Annotated in this window: 17 protein-coding genes; 7 read left to right on the plus strand and 10 right to left on the minus strand. The window is 35.2% G+C overall.

Annotation, left to right across the window (positions count from 1 at the left end; translation table 11 throughout):
• Positions 1–67 precede the first annotated feature (67 nt).
• The 9 genes from U8521_RS12220 to U8521_RS12260 form a co-directional block, all read right to left on the minus strand.
• Positions 68–220, minus strand: coding sequence for a hypothetical protein (locus U8521_RS12220; protein ID WP_334352875.1), 153 nt, complete (start codon positions 218–220; stop codon positions 68–70).
• Position 221: 1 nt separating this feature from the next.
• Positions 222–629, minus strand: coding sequence for a hypothetical protein (locus U8521_RS12225; RefSeq protein ID WP_334352876.1), 408 nt, complete (start codon positions 627–629; stop codon positions 222–224).
• Between the two features lie 467 nt (positions 630–1096).
• A complete protein-coding gene (gene nhaC / locus U8521_RS12230) occupies positions 1097–2515 on the minus strand; it encodes a Na+/H+ antiporter NhaC (RefSeq protein ID WP_334352877.1) in 1419 nt (472 codons plus the stop codon).
• A 499-nt stretch (positions 2516–3014) separates the two neighbouring features.
• Positions 3015–3668, minus strand: coding sequence for an amino acid ABC transporter permease (locus tag U8521_RS12235; protein WP_334352878.1), 654 nt, complete (start codon positions 3666–3668; stop codon positions 3015–3017).
• A gap of 13 nt (positions 3669–3681) precedes the next feature.
• The gene (locus tag U8521_RS12240; protein WP_334333517.1) at positions 3682–4320 is read right to left on the minus strand and encodes an amino acid ABC transporter permease; all 639 of its coding nucleotides are present in this window, start codon (positions 4318–4320) and stop codon (positions 3682–3684) included.
• Positions 4313–5143 carry a glutamate ABC transporter substrate-binding protein gene (locus U8521_RS12245; protein WP_334333559.1) on the minus strand — a complete coding sequence of 277 codons (831 nt, stop codon included), beginning with the start codon at positions 5141–5143 and terminating at the stop codon, positions 4313–4315. Before U8521_RS12245 ends, U8521_RS12240 begins: the two co-directional genes overlap by 8 nt.
• 13 nt (positions 5144–5156) lie before the next feature.
• Entirely contained in the window at positions 5157–5894 is a 738-nt protein-coding gene (locus tag U8521_RS12250; RefSeq protein ID WP_334333518.1) for an amino acid ABC transporter ATP-binding protein, read from the minus strand.
• A gap of 485 nt (positions 5895–6379) precedes the next feature.
• Entirely contained in the window at positions 6380–8170 is a 1791-nt protein-coding gene (locus U8521_RS12255) for an FtsX-like permease family protein (protein WP_334352879.1), read from the minus strand.
• Between the two features lie 11 nt (positions 8171–8181).
• Positions 8182–8934, minus strand: coding sequence for an ABC transporter ATP-binding protein (locus tag U8521_RS12260; RefSeq protein WP_334333520.1), 753 nt, complete (start codon positions 8932–8934; stop codon positions 8182–8184).
• A 238-nt stretch (positions 8935–9172) separates the two neighbouring features.
• On the opposite strand from U8521_RS12260, the gene U8521_RS12265 reads away from it, so the two are divergent.
• From U8521_RS12265 to U8521_RS12275, 3 genes are all read left to right on the plus strand, one after another.
• Positions 9173–10117, plus strand: a complete 945-nt coding sequence (locus tag U8521_RS12265; RefSeq protein WP_334352880.1) for a DHH family phosphoesterase — start codon at positions 9173–9175, stop codon at positions 10115–10117.
• Positions 10118–10231: 114 nt separating this feature from the next.
• Positions 10232–10513: a LasU family protein gene (locus tag U8521_RS12270; protein ID WP_334333522.1), complete on the plus strand. Its 282-nt coding sequence runs from the start codon at positions 10232–10234 to the stop codon at positions 10511–10513.
• A gap of 730 nt (positions 10514–11243) precedes the next feature.
• A complete protein-coding gene (locus U8521_RS12275) occupies positions 11244–11771 on the plus strand; it encodes a hypothetical protein (protein WP_334352881.1) in 528 nt (175 codons plus the stop codon).
• Here the strand turns inward: U8521_RS12275 and U8521_RS12280 are convergent.
• Positions 11761–12459: a hypothetical protein gene (locus tag U8521_RS12280; protein WP_334352882.1), complete on the minus strand. Its 699-nt coding sequence runs from the start codon at positions 12457–12459 to the stop codon at positions 11761–11763. The two genes, U8521_RS12275 and U8521_RS12280, sit on opposite strands and share 11 nt — an antisense overlap.
• 250 nt (positions 12460–12709) lie before the next feature.
• Here U8521_RS12280 and U8521_RS12285 point away from each other — a divergent pair, with 250 nt between their 5' ends.
• The 4 genes from U8521_RS12285 (at position 12710) to U8521_RS12300 (ending at position 16581) form a co-directional block, all read left to right on the plus strand.
• Entirely contained in the window at positions 12710–13903 is a 1194-nt protein-coding gene (locus U8521_RS12285) for a GHKL domain-containing protein (protein ID WP_334352883.1), read from the plus strand.
• Positions 13900–15096, plus strand: coding sequence for a hypothetical protein (locus U8521_RS12290; RefSeq protein WP_442886157.1), 1197 nt, complete (start codon positions 13900–13902; stop codon positions 15094–15096). The genes U8521_RS12285 and U8521_RS12290 overlap by 4 nt, the downstream gene beginning before the upstream one ends.
• A 2-nt stretch (positions 15097–15098) precedes the next feature.
• Entirely contained in the window at positions 15099–15845 is a 747-nt protein-coding gene (locus tag U8521_RS12295) for a LytR/AlgR family response regulator transcription factor (RefSeq protein WP_334352884.1), read from the plus strand.
• A gap of 142 nt (positions 15846–15987) precedes the next feature.
• Positions 15988–16581 (plus strand): hypothetical protein, encoded by a 594-nt coding sequence (locus tag U8521_RS12300; protein ID WP_334333527.1) that lies wholly within the window; start codon positions 15988–15990, stop codon positions 16579–16581.
• The last annotated feature ends 671 nt before the right edge of the window (positions 16582–17252 follow it).

A 17252-nucleotide genomic window follows, 5' to 3' on the forward strand; every position in this document is an offset into this window, starting at 1 on the left:
AACAAAAGGTATGTCCCCCCGTGAATACAGGGAACATACCTTAGTAATTTAAAAAATATAATTTTGTCTAACTTTTCTGTTGCACTTCATATTTCGCATTGATTTCTTCAGTTAATTTTTCCATCCCTGCAGCATAATCCATACCATTTGTTTTTTTCTGATTTTTAATTAAAGAACTGTTCAAAACAAATTTCTTTTTGCCTGGTTCTTTGACCCACAAATTACTCCGTCGTACTCAAGCCACCTTTTAACGGAACTTGTAAAGTTTTCCCCCTTAGACTCTTTTTTCCAGTTAAAATCTGATCAACTCGAATTGAAGTCTTAGTCCAAACCATATTCTTAGGTTCAGACATTGATTCTAAATTGTAAACTGTCCCCTTGATCACGGCATATCCTTTACTTCTGTTCTTCAACAATTCAGTTAATGTATTGGCAGGTCCCAAATAATCCCCAGTAAAATCATTCGTATGTATGACCAAAGCATTCTTGCGAGCTTTTTGAAATTTTTGTTGATTCTTTTCTATTATTTCGGTATTAGTATTTTCTTTCTTCGTCGTCACAGAATTTTTTTGACATCCCGTCAGTGGTAGTAATAACAATAGACTTAAAACTAGAAGCTTTTTCATCATTGATGCCCCCTTTATTGGGATTATCTCATGATACGATTTTTAAATCATGCAAAACTGATTTTATTTCTGAATATTCATAATTTTTCTTCACCTATAAATAAAGAGCTTGGGACATAAACTTTGCGCTTAAAACAAATAAACCCAGGTAATCGAAGTGCGATTACCCGGGTTTATTTTCCTTAATACTCATGTCCTGTCCGGTTCTTTAGCTGAAACGAGTTACACAAGAGCAACTCCCTCCGAGATAACAAAATTTCAGGAATCACTCGCAAAGTGCAACGAGCAATTCCTGAAATTACGTTATCCTCCGGGAGCTGACCGCTCTTGTTCCACTCTCTATTTGAAACGAGTTACACAAGCCAGACTCAGCCATATAGCTATATTCCCCAAATCACACACAAGCCCGGTGTGCAATTCGTGGAATTAGGCTATCTGTCTGAGTCTAACCGGCTTGTTCCACTCTCTTATTAAGCTGTAACTACTTTTCTACTGCTCGCATTATCGTCATCATCAACTTCTGGCAAACGTTTCAAACCGATTCCGGTGAAACCACTGATAATAGAAAGAACTGGTGATAACAAGCTGAAGAAACAGAATGGTAAGAAAGCTAAAGTTGGTACTCCTAAAGTACTAGCCGCAAAGGCACTAGCAACGCCCCAGGGAACTAAGTAATTGATCACTGTCCCACCATCTTCAAGAACTCGACTCAAGGCCAAATTATCTAGTCCACGACGGTTGAAGGTTTCTTTAAATGCTTTACCTGGCAAAATAACTGATAAGTATTGTTCACCGATAAAAATGTTAACGCCAATTCCCGAAAGAATCGTTGCTGTCACAACTGAACCTGGTGTCTTCAATTTTTCAGCTAATGGTTCCATTGCTGTTTGGATAACGTCAAACTTCATTAGTAGACCACCTAATGACAACGTTAAGAAAATCAGGGAAACGGTACCCATCATTGAAGTAATACCACCACGAGTTAACAAGGCATCAACGCTAGCATTACCAGTCTTAGAAACAAAACCATTTTCAATGAAGCCAGCAATATCAGCTAATTTAGTACTTGGTTTTTCGATAAAGATCATCCCGACTGTTACAGCGATATTTAAAAGTAAAGTAGCGATAGCTGGAACTTTTCTAATGGCACAGATGAATAATAAAAGAATTGGTAGAATGGCCCACCATGAAATTACGAAATTACTATTCAAAACATTTAACGTTGTGTCGATTTTACCAAGACTAGCGTTGGTACCACTGTTACCAATTAAAGCGTAAAGGATAACGGAAATTAGAAAAGCTGGTACAGTCGTCCACATTAAATTTTTAATATGAGCAAATAAATCATCTTCAGCAATGGCAGCTGCCAAATTAGTTGAATCTGACAAGGGTGACATCTTATCACCAAAGATTGCTCCAGAAATGATTGCTCCGGCAACTAGTGAAGGGTTCATTCCTAAAGTTTGTCCCATTCCAAAAAGTGCGATTCCCAAAGTCGAGATAGTTGTGAAGGCACTGCCGACTGAAGTTCCAATCAAAGCACAAACTAGAAAGACTGATGGTACGAACCAGCGCACTGAAATCATATGAAAACCGGCAACCATCATTGAAGGAATAATTCCGGCGGCAATCCAAGTTCCAATCAAAGCCCCAATCAAGATGAAAATGAAAATTGGCACGATACCATTTTTAACCCCATTGACGATTCCATCTGAGACATCATCCCAAGAATTACCACGCAATTTACTCCATAAAACTAGTAAAGCTATTACGACTAAAACGGGAGTTTGTGGTGATAGCCCAAATCCAATCACGCTTGTTCCTAAAACAATTAACATCACAATTAAGATTGCGATAGCTTCTTTAAAACTAATATTCTTCTTATCCATTAATATTTCCTCCATTTTTTATTTAAGTTTTGGAAAAATTAATATCGGGGATTGCCCCCACATGTTCTCTTCATAATCATTACCTCGAAAAAAAAGTCCCTGCTGCAAAAATTGCAACAGGGACGATTTACCGTGGTACCACCCAGCTTGAGAAGTACTTCAAAAAAGCACCTACTCCACTCAAAAGATTAACGGATCTTCTTTTCCGCTTGGAAAACCAAGTCATGCCTGGTATTTCATAACTGCACCCTGACCGGTTCGCATCAACCACCGGCTTTCTTACACCCAGATACATTACTACTTGATTCAGACACTTATATTTGTTTATTTGATTGACACCAACTATAACTGTTAATTATTTTTATGTCAACCAATAATTTTTTCTTTTGGTGTATGATGCCGTCCTCCGCACAAGCCCTGTGATGGTCTGGATAGGATTTTTCTGTATCTTTTATAACCAAAACAAGAGTCGTTATAACGTTCCCAGTCATCCACTTCTTTATGCCATTTTATGGTCAATGTAACGAGATAATAGTGAAAGTGCATAACAGACGACGAAGTACATCAAAGCCATCATGACGAAGACGGGAATAATGTAATTAGGATTTTGACCATAAACGACTTGTCCATGTTGCATCAATTCCGGTACAACAATGATTGTTGCTAAAGATGTATCTTTGATCAATGAAATAAATTGACTAACCATTGCTGGAATCATTTTCTTATAAGCTTGTGGCAAAACAACGTGCCACATGGCTTGAATGAAATTCATCCCGACTGCTCGAGCAGCTTCCATTTGTCCAATGTCGACTGCTAAAATCCCTGAACGGATGATTTCAGCAATCATCATTGATTCGAAAACCGTCATTGCTAAAATCGCTGCTGGAATCGTATCTGGCTTGAATCCAAAAGCTGGCAGTCCAAAGTAAACAAAAAAGATAATCAACAGTAACGGTAGATTTCTAATCACATCGATTACGATACCGACGATTTTTGAAACATATTTAATTTTTGAATAGCGGATGATTCCCAAGATAGAGCCAAAGATGAAGCTCAAAATCACCGCTATAACGGAGATCAAAATCGTAACTTCTAGCCCTTGTAGAAGAAATCTGATATTGATCCATGAGTAAGCATTAACCCAATTTTGCATAATCGATTTCCTCCTAAGCTAACTTTCTTTCGAGATATTGCATGTAATAACTGATTGGCAAAGTAATCACCAAGTAAAATACTCCAACTACTAAGTAAGTATTCACTGTATCAAATGTCTGTGATGCGATTGCATTAGCTTGATACATCAAATCAAAACCAGCTACAAATGCTAATACTGAAGAATTCTTCACCAAATTAACAAATTGATTGCCTAACGGTGGAATCACTAGTTTAAAAGCTTGTGGCAAAACGATATAACGCATCGCTTGCCAAAAAGTCATCCCTTGTGAACGAGCAGCTTCCATCTGACCGATGTCGACCGAATTGATTCCAGCACGAACTGTTTCGGCAATAAAGGCTGATGTATAAATCGTCAATCCAATAGTTCCAGCGGTAAAACCATTGATTTTAACTACATAGAGTGGAATTACTAAGTAGAAAAACATCGTAATAACCAATAATGGAATATTCCGAAAGACTTCTACGTAGACGTTACCTACTATTCGTGCAAACTTATTTGGTAGCACCTCTAAAATAGCGACGAGTGACCCAATAACTAAGCTAAAGAACAATGCTAAAATACTGGATAAAATTGTCCAACCAAAGCCACTTAAAAAGGCACTCCAATTATCGGCAAGTAACTTAATCATTGCGCAACACCTCCTTGTAATCGAATCCTGGCACATCACCGAACCATTTTTTAATCAATTTGTTATAAGTGCCATCTTTGATCAATTCATCTAAAGCTTTATTAATGGCAGCCTTAAATTCAGTCTGTCCTTTGTTGATACCAATACCGTAAGGTTCAGTTGTGAAAGCTTTGCCTGTTAATTCATATCCTGGATTATTGACCGCCATTCCGGCCAAAATAACGTTATCAGTCGTCAACGCATCACCTTGACCTGACTTCAAAGCTGTCAACGCTTGAGCATAGTCAGGCAGTTGCAGAACTTGAGCCTTCGGGGCAAACTTTTTAACATTTTGGACCGAATTAGAGCCGACAACCCCGATAATGGTTTTGCCATTTAAATCCTGAACGTTCTTAACTGAAGATCCCTTTTTAACTAAAATCGATTGTCCGGCATCAAAATAAGATTTAGAAAAATCAATTGTTTCTTTTCGTTCCGGCGTTATGGTCATTGTAGCGATGATGGCATCGATATTACCATTTTTCAACAGTGGAATTCTTGACTGTGACGTTACCGTAACGAACTTAGCTTTGGCTTTCTTACCGAGCATCTGTTGCGTGATGGCTTTTGCCAAGTCAATTTCAAATCCCTTTTCCTGACCATCTTTCACATCGATTAAACCAATTAACTTAGTATCAGCTTTAACTCCCCACGTAATCGTCTTATCAGCTTTAGCGTTCTCTAAAACGTTCTGTTCTGATAGTGGCTTTGACCCACAAGCACTAAGGGACAAAAATAGGAGCAACGATGTGATAATTAAGACTAGCTTGCTTAAACGTTTCATCATCATTTCCTCCTTAATGTTTAATGATCTTACCTAAGAATTGCTTAGCCCGCTCATTAGTTGGCTGTTTAAAGAATACTTCGGTTGGATCATCTTCTAGAATTTGACCTTGATCCATAAAGATAACTCGATTAGCAACTTCTTGAGCAAAGCCCATTTCGTGGGTCACAATCAGGGAAGTCATGTCACTTTGGTTAGTAACATACTTGATAACACCTAATACATCATCGATCATCTCTGGATCTAAAGCACTAGTTGGCTCATCAAACAACATACAACGTGGCTTCATGGCTAAGGCCCTTGCAATTGCTACACGTTGTTTTTGACCACCAGAAATCTGCGATGGCATATTGTGTGCTTTATCGGCCAAACCTACTCGATCTAATAAAGCCATAGCAGTCTTTTTATTTTCTGCTTCATCTAATTTCAAAACGTTTCTTGGCGCTAACATTACATTTTCTAAAACATCTTTATTGGCATAGAGGTTGAAGTGTTGGAAAACCATGCCGACATCTCTTCTAATTCGGTTGATATCGGTCGACTTTTCAGCAATATCGCGACCATTAACGATCAATTGGCCTTCTTGAATAGTTTCCAGTCCATTGACCGTTCTTGCTAACGTACTTTTTCCTGATCCAGAGGGACCAATTAGGACAACAGTCTCCCCCTTATCAATTTTCAAATTGATATCTTTCAAAGCATGGAAGTTTCCGTAATATTTTTGAACATCTCGGAATTCAATCATTGACATAATTTAGTTCCCCTTTCTTTCTAAGCTTAAAAAACTTTTTATTTGCTTAAGAAAATTTTAATGTGTATTTTTTAATTTGGCAACAAAAAAATTTCTTGTGAAAGCTTTGTCTGTCAATTTTTTTATTACGAAATTCCTTATAAACTCCATAAGAACAGGATTATTTAAATAAAAACATTAATAGAAAATAATTTAATATTTTTTTTCGAACAAGGCTTTTTTTCTCAAAATTATGCTTAATATTCAAAAAAACACTGCAATTTTTGTTGAGGAAATTGCAGTGTTTTTTGAATATTTGGATTGTTGAGTGATCCAAACTATTTGTTGGGGTTGCCAAATTGTTGGTTTGGCTAAACGGGTTGCGCAAGACAACTTCTTGCTCCACCCTCTTTTATTAAGGGGAAGGGTCTGCTTCTCGTTTCCGAGAAGCTGCGATCGACAGGTGAATACCCACCGATCGCAGTTCCCCGGAAGGGAACGGTTACCTATTTGAGTACGATCTTCTTGTAAAGATATCTAGTTAAGAAGTAATAACCAAGATAAAGTACTAAGAAAATTGCGAATGGTATTTCAATATTTCGATATGGTTGATACAAGATCTTAACGAAGAGTTGTAAACCAATTAACACATGAATAATACCTAAGATAGCTGGAACGGAGAACAATACGGCAATTTCTTTATTAATCGTACTACGCAATACTTTTTGCTTGGTTCCAATTTTATAAAGCATGTTGTAACGCTTAACGTCTCCGTTAGCACCAGAAAGAATCTTGAACATCAAGCAACTTGCTAACATTGCTAGAAAAGCAATTCCTAGGAAGAAGCCCATGAATTCTAAGCCAGAGAAGAAGCCATTAACAATCGTATAAGCTGCATACTTGTCACCACCAGCTTGTTTCAAACTTGGATAACGTTTGTTTTCTGCCTTAGAAATTGCTTTGATCGTTGGTAAATTATTCTTAAAGGAATTTGTTTTTACTAAAACAGTGGTTGTTTCTTTTCCTTTGATGGCATCATATTGTGCATCGCTAACAAACTTAGCATCAAGTACTCGATATTGTGGTAAACGAGTATTCATCAATTCATAACGGGCATTTGAATTGTTGGCTGGATCACTTGATGATTTCATTTTGAAGGCCATCGTTTGCATATTCATCTGTGAATAGCCAACTGGTTGAGACTTGAATTGGCTACTACGATAATAAACTGCTTTACCGTCAGTCTTAAAGTTATAAGTAACTTTCTTTGAAACATTTAAACTCTTAATGCGCTTTGTTTGTGCTTGGTTAGGATCTGTTACTTGAACGTCATAATAATTTTGACCGTTAACTACGTTATCAATTTGATTATTGAAACCTAAACCTACGGTGATGGCACCTAATGCTAAAGCGAACATGATTGAAACCATTGATAAAATCTTAGTGTAATCATTAATTCTAAAACTCAATTGTGAAAGCGTGAAATTATTTAAACCTTTTTGAGAAAAACTAGTTTTCTTCTTCAACATAACGATAATTGAGGTTACAAAGGCGTTGATGGTAAAATATGAGCCACCAACAATTGTTACTAGAGCGACTGGGATACCAACATAAATGGCACCAGGATTATTACCGGAGAAATACATTGTGAAATAACCAACCGCTAGTAAAGCCAAACCTAAAACAGCTTGAACAGCCTTTATAACGCCGTTACGTTTAATTTTCACTGGTTGGCTATCGCGATTCAATAGCGTTAACACTTTACTACGACGAAGTGAAATTGCATTCCTAATTGCGGAAAAAGCAAAGATCACTACGAAGAATAACAAAGTCCAAAGTAAAGCTGGAGCGTAAAAACTACTGAAGTGTTTAACCTGCATATCTAAAGCACTGATCAACCATTGACCAACAAATTTTGTTGCTACAATTCCAATAGCAGAACCAATTAAAGTTGAAATAGCACCAATGGCAAAAGTTTCAACAAAAATCATGCGAGAAATTTTACTACTTTTAGCACCAAGCATCATGAACATCCCGTACTCTTTTTGACGCATGCTCAACAAAAAGGTGTTGGCATAATTGATGTAGACAATCGTGATAATTGCCAAAAGGACGATCCCAAAAGCAAAGATAAAACTAGTTGCGGAAGCTGGGGAATTAGAACTCAAGAAAGCTTGATTCGTCGCTAATGACATAAACATATAAAAGATGGCTGAAGCAATCATTAAACCGGAAAACAAAACGCTGTAATCACGAATTCGATGCTTAATGCCACTCAAAGCTAATTTATTTAACATATTTTCCTCCCCTATTCTGCAAATGTTCCAAGTGAATCTAAAATTTCTTGATAAAATTCAGCTCGTGAATTATCTTCTTTCTTCAATTCTTGACCGATTTCACCATCTTTAATAAATAAAATTCGGTCACAGTAACTAGCCGAGAATGGATCATGCGTTACTAGTAAAATTGAAACATCATCGTCACGATTAATTTTGGCTAATGTATCTAATAATGCTCGAGCACTCTTTGAATCAAGTGCTCCAGTTGGTTCATCACCAAAAACAATTGATGGTTCATGAACCAAAGCTCGAGCCGCAGCGACACGTTGTTTTTGACCACCAGATAATTCGGTTGGATAATGGTTCAAAATTTCTGTTAAGCCTAATTTTTCAGCAATACTACTTACAGCCGGTTTAATCTTTTTCGTATTCACATTTTGCAGTGCTAGTGGCAAAGCGATATTTTCATAAGCCGTCAAATTTTCTAACAGATTAAAATCTTGGAAGATAAAACCAATTTTATTAGCACGAAAATCTGCCATTTGGTTGTTATTTAATTTAGTGATATCTTGTCCTGCAATTTTAACTTGGCCACTTGTTGGCGTATCTAATGTTGACAAGATATTCAAAAGCGTCGTTTTACCTGAACCTGATGCACCCATGATTCCAACAAATTCACCTGGTTTTACTTCAAAATTAACATCGGATAAAGCTTTAAATTGTTTCTCTCCAGCTTTCCCATAAATTTTTTCAACATTTTGTACATCAACAATTTTTTGCATTTCGTACTTCCCTCCACTTGAAATAAGTCATTTGTTTAACTCCTAATCGATATATTTATAATAACGGCTGGGCGTTTTTTAGTCGTGCGATTCTTCTTACATTTCCTTACATTTTTGTAAGGAAATGAAATGTTTTATTATCTTTTCGTAACAAAGACAAGAGAAGAGCTATGTTTTGACTTATAATATTAAAAAAGGTTAATTTAATAATAATTTCATAATTAGTGAGGAAGAGCATATGATAGATGACATTTTAAAAAAGATTGCACAGTATAAAACAATTGTAATTATCAGACATCAAAATCCTGACCCCGATGCAATTGGCTCTCAAGCTGGTTTACGTGCCATCCTTCAACAAGTTTATCCGCAAAAAAATATCTATATCACAGGAATCGACTTACCTGTCCTTGATTGGATCAGTCCGATGGAAAAGATTTCTAAATCGACTTTTCAAGATGCCCTAATAATCGCAGTTGACACTGCCAATGAACGTCGCATTGACTGCAACGACGCTTACAAGAAGGCTGCTGAAATTATAAAAATCGATCATCATCCTAATGTTGATCCGTTCGGTGATATCAATTGGGTAGATGACACTTTTTCTAGTTGTGCCGAAATGATTTTCTCTCTCACTGAAAAAATTCCTGATTTCCAATTGAATAAGACAGTCGCTGCACCGTTATACGCTGGTATTATTGGTGATACGGTCAGATTTTTGAATGGCGAAACGAGTTATCGTACTTTAATGACTTCAGCAAAGTTGGCTAAAACTGGTATTGATATTTCTAAAATCAGTTTGCAGGAAGACGAAATGTCTCTACAAGTGGCTCATTTAGAGGCTTATATTTTGAATCACTTAAAAATCACTGATTCTGGTTTCGGCTATATTGTTATTCGCAAAGATACTTTGGAAAATTTCCAACTAGATGATGGAGAGATCGACCACGTTGTACCTTTGATTGGTCGAATAAATAAGGTTAACAATTGGATCGTCGTCAGTGAAAAAAATCTCAATCGTTTCCGAGTCAACCTTCGTTCAAAATGCATCCCTATCAATGGAATCGCTGAGCAATACGGTGGTGGCGGTCATCCCTTAGCTAGTGGCGCCTACGTTGACAGTATCGACAAAGTTAAAGATTTGATCGCCGATATGGATAAACTCAACAAACAGAAGATAAATTAATATGAAACATCAATAAATTACTACAAGAATTATTTTTATGAAATTTTCTTTGAGCCTTTTGTTTGTTAAATTCAATTTGGTAGTTTTTAATTATGATTATCAGAGGTGAATTTGATGCGAAAAACGATTGAAACTGTCCCTACTATTGCATTGATGGGACTTTTGATTTTCAGTATGTACCAACGATCCATTAACGATCCTTGGATAGATTTATTTGCATTATCCTTAGCTGGATTGTGTGTATACTCACCCATAGCCTTGTTCATCGAAGGAATCGTCACTAAGATGAAGAAATCTCAAAATTTGTCCATATCTGAAAAAGTTTTTATTTGGTATTTAGCAATTATTTCAGTAATTTTTATTGGATTAGCTGTTTACTTAATGGGAACCCGTTAAAAAAAACAGGTATTCACTGGAAATTTTTTTCTAGTGAATACCTGTTTTTGTTTTAATGTAACATTGATCCCCCAATCATCAAGCAAATAACGCCGATGATTATGCAAACTGTCACGCCAAAAAATACTGATGTCTTAGGATTTTTTACGGTCCGTCGAATATCCGTATACATTTTTTGAGCAACTGCAATTTGCCAGATTCCAATTAAAACTACTAAAATACCAATAAATTTGAGATTGATAGAATCAGCTTCTTTCTGTTATTCCATCTATCAAAGAAAATCATGAAAAATATTTCGAAAAATTGAAGATCGACCCAACTAGTGAACTAGCCCCTATAACAATAATTATTAAGTAAATGATTCCCCGTACTGAACAGACATCTTCCCACGGAAATCCCGCAATAAAAGATGTTCCAAAAACTCCTAACCAAAAATATTTACTTTTATAAAAATCATTATTGAACTTCACATATCCGTCTTCCTTTCTCTTTGATTAACATTATCTTACTCTATTTGCCTATAGATTTAACAGTAAAGTCCATCAGTATTATTTGTATTCGTTAATGAATAATTTATACAAAACGTCCTGAGAATTTATGAATCATAAAGAAATTTTCATGGTAAATTAGAACCGAATTGGGACTGGATAAAAGGGGCTGAGATACTATACTCAAATTTGGAAAAAGAATTAATTATCGTCCACTCTTGGTCAGTACGCTAAGTGCATTATTGATTGGTGGATTATTTGGATTCAATATCTCCCATTCACTAGGACTCAAAGTTGGTCTCATCATCTTTACATTGATATTTCTAGGTCATTATTTATTGATTTTGCCAGTTATCTTCAATTATTGGGATTCTGATTCCAGATTCATCCGTTATAACGATGAAATTAATTTTGGCAAACGGATCTTTACAATGATTTTCCCCGGTTTAGATAAACTAACTGTTATTGACAAAAAATCAATCAAGTCAATTACCCTTACAGGCTTACCAATGAAAACTAATTTACTTTCCTCTGCCTTAGTCGTTTCAACAGAAGGTGGATTCCTCTACAATCTTCTAGTGATGATGCACCATCCCGTAAAACTAGAATTGACGTTAACTGATGGTCAAAAAATCTCTTTAGATCTCTCACAGGACTACGTCTACCACCCGGCAAAAACTTTAGGAAAAGTCAAAATTTTCTTACAAGATTTCAAACCAGAACAAATCAGCTTAAATTCAACGACTCAACATGCTTTGTCTAATTTTTGATTTGATTTAGTTCTTCGGTCAGTTTAAAAATTTTCAACTTACGATCAGCCGTTTGAAAAGCAGGATTATTCAAGACATACTTATCCTTATTTTTGATCCAAAAAGTGTGTTCAACATCATTGATATATAATTTATCAAGCGAATTGGGTTGGCTGCTATCATTTCTCAGACACATGATAACAGTCGACCCAATTTCTGGTAATGGAGTATTAGGAGTACGGTAAAAAATTTCGTTATCCGGTTCAGCTGTAGTCAAAGTTCCTTGGTTAGTCGTATAAATATCACGTTCGCGGGCAAAACCACCCGGGAAATTTAAATACAGCCGTTTTTTTTCCAAACCTTTATTGCCACTGATGACCTTCTTAACTTTGAAAGTGATCTTTGTCTGTGGCATTGGCGACGACCATTTGACCTTTTTCAAATTCATCACCGTTGCTTTAACCACATACAAATTGTTGTTTTTCAATTCTTGAAAGCTCGTGCCATGATAATTTGGCGAGATGTCAAAAAATTTTCGATCAACAATTCGCACTTTCTTTATTTCCCGATTCCAACGCAAACGATTCTTTTGAAAAATATTTAAAGTATCCTGTTCCATATTGATTCGATGTGGCAATTTATTATCAGCCTGGTGGCCGGAACACCCCACTAAAATAAGCATTAACCCAAGTATTATCAGACGAATCATTAAATCATCCTTTTTTCTTTTTATCCTATCAAAAAGTAAATTTTTTAGATACGAAAAAAATACGATAGATAAAATTTAATAAATCCCCATCACACAACGAAGTATACGGTTACTTAATTTTTTTAATATCGGTAAGGCGAACCCTCAAAGATATGTAATAATTAATTTATAAATATATCGGGGAGGGGTCAATATCACAATCATTAATATTATTGTAGAATGGTTAATCTTCTATTATGTTTTTTATAAATTGTATCCATCAAAAATCATCTATTTACGATTCTTCCTCGTTATCTCAAGTCTAAGTCAATGGTACTGGCATGATATTTCATACCTACTAGTTGCTATCATGCTCTACTCGGTACTTTTTAAAAATGATTCATGGCATCTGTTACTGAATACTATTTTATTGACCTCACTATTACGTCTGATTTCAGAAATCGTCGCTAAAGCGATGCAGATATTACTTCCAAATCAAAATATTTTCATCGTTATAACGTTAAATATACTAATTAAATTAGTGATTGTTGTAATTTTCGTTTTTCTCTATCAACGTTTTTCTTTTAAACGAAACTGGCAATTAGCCAAATCTAATTTGATCAGTTATTTATTAACGTATTTATTTGTTGTTATCTACTTATTCATGCACCTTATTCAACAAATCAACGCTGATTTATTAGCTAGCAGTTTCCTTTTCATCATGTTACAGATTGCTTTTATCGTTATCCTATTTTTGAAGACTAATCAAACACAAAGATTAGCTTACCGTCGTGAATTGACTAAAGACCAATTGCATAATCTCAAGCTTTATACTGACCAGTTGGAAAAAGATCAATTACATTTGCGAAAATTTGAGAGAAATTACAAAAATATTTTTACAATTTTACAGATGCTGGCTGACAAAAACGATTATCAAGCCATCAATGAATCTTTACACCAATTGGAAATTTACTCTAATAGTTATTTTGACAATATCTCCATGCAACTATTCAAAGATTTAGGTAATGTTCAAAATCCCTATTTGAAGAGTTTGTTGATCAGCAAGTTGACCCTCATCAGTCAAAATAAGATCAACTGTCAGTTCGAATGCCGCGACGTGGTAAATCAAGTAGCCATCGATGTTTTTGATCTCGTACGTTTGCTTGGAATTTCAATCGATAACGCTATCGAAGCTACCAAACAACAGGAAAACGGCGAAATTCAAATTGCAATTGTCCAAAACGGGCAGTTAATTTTTCTGATTAATAACACCATCACTGATAAAGTCGATCTTCAAACTATGATGCAGTCCGGCTACACTACCAAGAAAAATCATTCCGGTTTTGGCATGGTCAACATCCAAGAGATTCAAAAAAAATATCCCAATTTGTTCATCCAGTATCACCAAATTAATAATCAGTTTAAACTCAGCATTCAAATCACTAAAGAAGGTGAACTCAATTGACGATGACACCGTATTTTCTTCAATTATTCTCTTGGATAATTTATTACTTCATCCTCAGTCAACTATCTCAAAGACGATTCAACCCTTGGTTACTTCTGATTTTAACGATCATCTCATTTATGATCGATACCCTCTTCCCGTATTACGTAATTTTAATTTTTATTGTAGATTATCTTGTTTTACACCAAACCAAAGATTACATCCTCTTTAATGCTATTTCACTGAGCTTAATCATCCAAATAATCACTCAAACTAGCAACGATTTTTTATCGAATAACTTACTGATTTTCTTATTGGAAATCATCCTGCCACTAATCTTGCTTTGTTTGTGCCATTTACTACATCTCGAAAAATACATTCGCAACCAAACCCCACTAACCAGTATCATCTTTGGTTACATTTTGATTGTTTTAGATACAATAGTAGTTTTGTTAAAGCAGTACTCGACGTACCCTACTTTTACTACTAGCGTTCTAATTTTTATCTTATTTCAAACGATTGTGATGAGTGTGATTTTTTTTCATCAACGAAATAAGCGTCAGCAAACGTATCAAGACCGCTTCTCTACTGAACAGATCAAGAATTTAAAAATGTATACCGATCAACTTGAAGCTGACCAACTAAAATTGCGTCACTTCAAACATGACTACAAGAACTTGCTTTTCAGTCTAAAAACGGTTGTCCAAACTAAAGATACCCAGAAAATCAACGAGGCTATCAATAAGTTAGAAAATTATTCAGATGAATATTTGAATGGTCTTTCAATGGATCTGTATCAAGATTTGAAAAACGTCCAAAATCCTTATTTGAAGAGCCTTTTTATTGGCAAATTAAATCTCATCAACCAACATCAAATTGCGTGTCACTTCCACTGCAGCCAGCAGTTATCAGAAGTTCCCATGAATATTTACGATCTAATTGGTCTACTTGACACCGCTATCGACAATGCCATCTTTTTTTCAAGAAAACAAGATCCCGGTGAGATTTATTTAAGTGTCACGCAAGAAGGTCATCAGCTAGCTTTTTTAATCTACAACTCCATTACTAAGAACTCCTCCACTGAGGAAAATGGACACTTAGAAGCACTCAACATCAAGGAATTAAAACAAAAATATTCCAATTTATTCATCCAATACAATCAAAATTCTAAATGGTTCAGATTTCACGTTACTTTAATTACCAAAGGAGATTAATCATGTATCCCATCATTATTTGTGAAGACGATTCTACCCAACTTGCTGGTCTAAAAAAATTAATTAGTGACTATTTATTATTTCACGAGAAAATTTTCAAAATCGAATTAGCTGCCACCACTCCAGAAGAAGTGATCACTTACTTAGATACCGCTAAATCTAAAAATGGCATTTACTTTTTAGATATTGATCTCAAAGCTGATATCGATGGAATTCGTTTAGCTCAAATTATTCGTCAACATGACGTCCAAGCCAAAATTATTTTCGTAACGACTCACGACGAATTAGCTCCTCTTACTTTAAAGAAAAAGGTTGCGGCAATTGATTTTATTGAAAAAGATCAAACACTCGACGATTTCCGCCAAGAAATATTTGATGCTCTTTCCTATTCTAAGCAACTGACTGATGAAACTTTAACTGTACAAAAACAAAATTTTTCTTTTACTGTCGGTTCACAAGTGTATAATCTGGATAAATCCGAAGTAGTACTCATCAAAACTTCTGATGTGCCACATCACCTTGAAGCTTATACAGTTAATGGAGTTTACGATTTTTATGGAAAATTAAGTGAAATTGAAGAAAAACACGACTTTTTCTTTAAAATCAGTCGTTCTTGTTTAATTAATCCGCAAAATATTCATCAAGTTGATTTTTCAACTCGAGAAATTGAATTTATCAATGGCACAAAACAAAAATTTTCCATCGGGAAATCACGAAAACTAAGGGCATTGCTTCAAAAAACACTTTAATTTTCATTCGTGAATAATTATCCCCTCATTTAGGATATTATTTATTTTGTATTACAATATAGGTGTATATTTAAAGTATAGAAAATGAATTTTTAGCTATAGATTCAGACCGTTTCAAGTAAAATTGAAGGGAATGTTTATTATGTTAAAATTTGGGAAAAGAATTACTTTTAGACCACTGATCATCAGTTTAGGGTTTGGAGTGGCATTCGGAATGTTTGCCAATGAGCTGACCAACCCCAGTATCGGTTTCATCACAGGAGTTTTCTTCTTTTTACTGATACTTTTAGGATATTATTGGGGAACATCCAGAACATTATTCAATTATTGGGAAGTAAATCAGGATACCATCAATTATCGTGATAACGATAACGCTAGTAACCGTTTATTAATGTTGATTTTCCCAACATTTTTAAACCTAAAAACTTTCTCGAAAAAAGATATCCAATCCGTTGCAATCAACGGCAATTTTGACTTAAAACAAATGCCGTTTGCCTTAATTTACAACGCTGGTTTAGGAATGTTTTCAGGTGCAATCTCAATGACCAACAACCAAGTTAGTTTAAGTGTCACATTAAAAGATGGTCAAAAGATCAAGTTGGATATTTCAAGAGATATTATCTATAACAAAAAAGAAACCATCAAGAAACTAAATCAGTTCCTCGACGGTCTCGATTCAGACGTCAAAATCAACAATTATTCACATGGCAACAACAATGTTAGATTAAGTTTTTGATGTAACGGTAATATAACGGTTGGTGTCTGGCAATAAATTGTTAGTTCTATTGGTTGGATGATAATTGGATGCCGTCTTCCGCAACAGCTCTGGGAAACGCTGGAACGCTGTGGGCGCAACTTGAAGCCAATTTTTAAGTTCGAAAATTGTCTCCAAGATTGGCCTTTTGGTAAGTGCTAAAGCACTAACCAAAATTTCACGGCTGAGCATTTCCCAGAGCTGTTACTCCAGACTAGATTTCAGTTCTTTGCGATTGTTTTTGTGAATTCTGAAATGGATACAAATCTATTCATAATAATCATTGAACTGTTTTATAGTCTGGATGCGTTATAGCGCTTAAATATTTTAATTGATTTAATTAATAAACTAAAAAAATAGAGGATATTACTAATACTGCAAGATTCTGCAATATAGTAATATCCTCTTTCTTTATTCATTAGTTCTTACTTTGACGTACAAGACACAATAGCCTATTAAGATACAAGTTCTAACTCAGAATAGAATTGGTATTCCTAAACGAACGGAACACAAATAACCAATAAGTGTGAAATTCAGTCCGGAATAGCAAAGCCGATTTGGCTCAGCCGCCAAATTTTTGTTGGTGCTTTAGCACCTACAAAAAGGCCAATCTTTGAGATTTTTCCGAACTTGAAAAAGCTCAAAGTTGCGCC

Origin of the sequence: Companilactobacillus miaonis (assembly GCF_036913615.1) — a bacterium.
Taxonomy (GTDB): Bacteria; Bacillota; Bacilli; order Lactobacillales; family Lactobacillaceae; genus Companilactobacillus.

What these genes read in the sequence shown, in the direction of transcription:
- U8521_RS12265 (WP_334352880.1), top strand. Translation starts at nt 9,173, where the DNA reads ATGATAGATGACATTTTAAAAAAGATTGCACAGTATAAAACAATTGTA.
- U8521_RS12245 (WP_334333559.1), bottom strand. Translation starts at nt 5,143, where the DNA reads ATGAAACGTTTAAGCAAGCTAGTCTTAATTATCACATCGTTGCTCCTA.
- nhaC (WP_334352877.1), bottom strand. Translation starts at nt 2,515, where the DNA reads ATGGATAAGAAGAATATTAGTTTTAAAGAAGCTATCGCAATCTTAATT.
- U8521_RS12270 (WP_334333522.1), top strand. Translation starts at nt 10,232, where the DNA reads ATGCGAAAAACGATTGAAACTGTCCCTACTATTGCATTGATGGGACTT.
- U8521_RS12260 (WP_334333520.1), bottom strand. Translation starts at nt 8,934, where the DNA reads ATGCAAAAAATTGTTGATGTACAAAATGTTGAAAAAATTTATGGGAAA.
- U8521_RS12300 (WP_334333527.1), top strand. Translation starts at nt 15,988, where the DNA reads ATGTTAAAATTTGGGAAAAGAATTACTTTTAGACCACTGATCATCAGT.
- U8521_RS12255 (WP_334352879.1), bottom strand. Translation starts at nt 8,170, where the DNA reads ATGTTAAATAAATTAGCTTTGAGTGGCATTAAGCATCGAATTCGTGAT.
- U8521_RS12280 (WP_334352882.1), bottom strand. Translation starts at nt 12,459, where the DNA reads ATGATTCGTCTGATAATACTTGGGTTAATGCTTATTTTAGTGGGGTGT.
- U8521_RS12295 (WP_334352884.1), top strand. Translation starts at nt 15,099, where the DNA reads ATGTATCCCATCATTATTTGTGAAGACGATTCTACCCAACTTGCTGGT.
- U8521_RS12250 (WP_334333518.1), bottom strand. Translation starts at nt 5,894, where the DNA reads ATGTCAATGATTGAATTCCGAGATGTTCAAAAATATTACGGAAACTTC.
- U8521_RS12240 (WP_334333517.1), bottom strand. Translation starts at nt 4,320, where the DNA reads ATGATTAAGTTACTTGCCGATAATTGGAGTGCCTTTTTAAGTGGCTTT.
- U8521_RS12225 (WP_334352876.1), bottom strand. Translation starts at nt 629, where the DNA reads ATGATGAAAAAGCTTCTAGTTTTAAGTCTATTGTTATTACTACCACTG.
- U8521_RS12235 (WP_334352878.1), bottom strand. Translation starts at nt 3,668, where the DNA reads ATGCAAAATTGGGTTAATGCTTACTCATGGATCAATATCAGATTTCTT.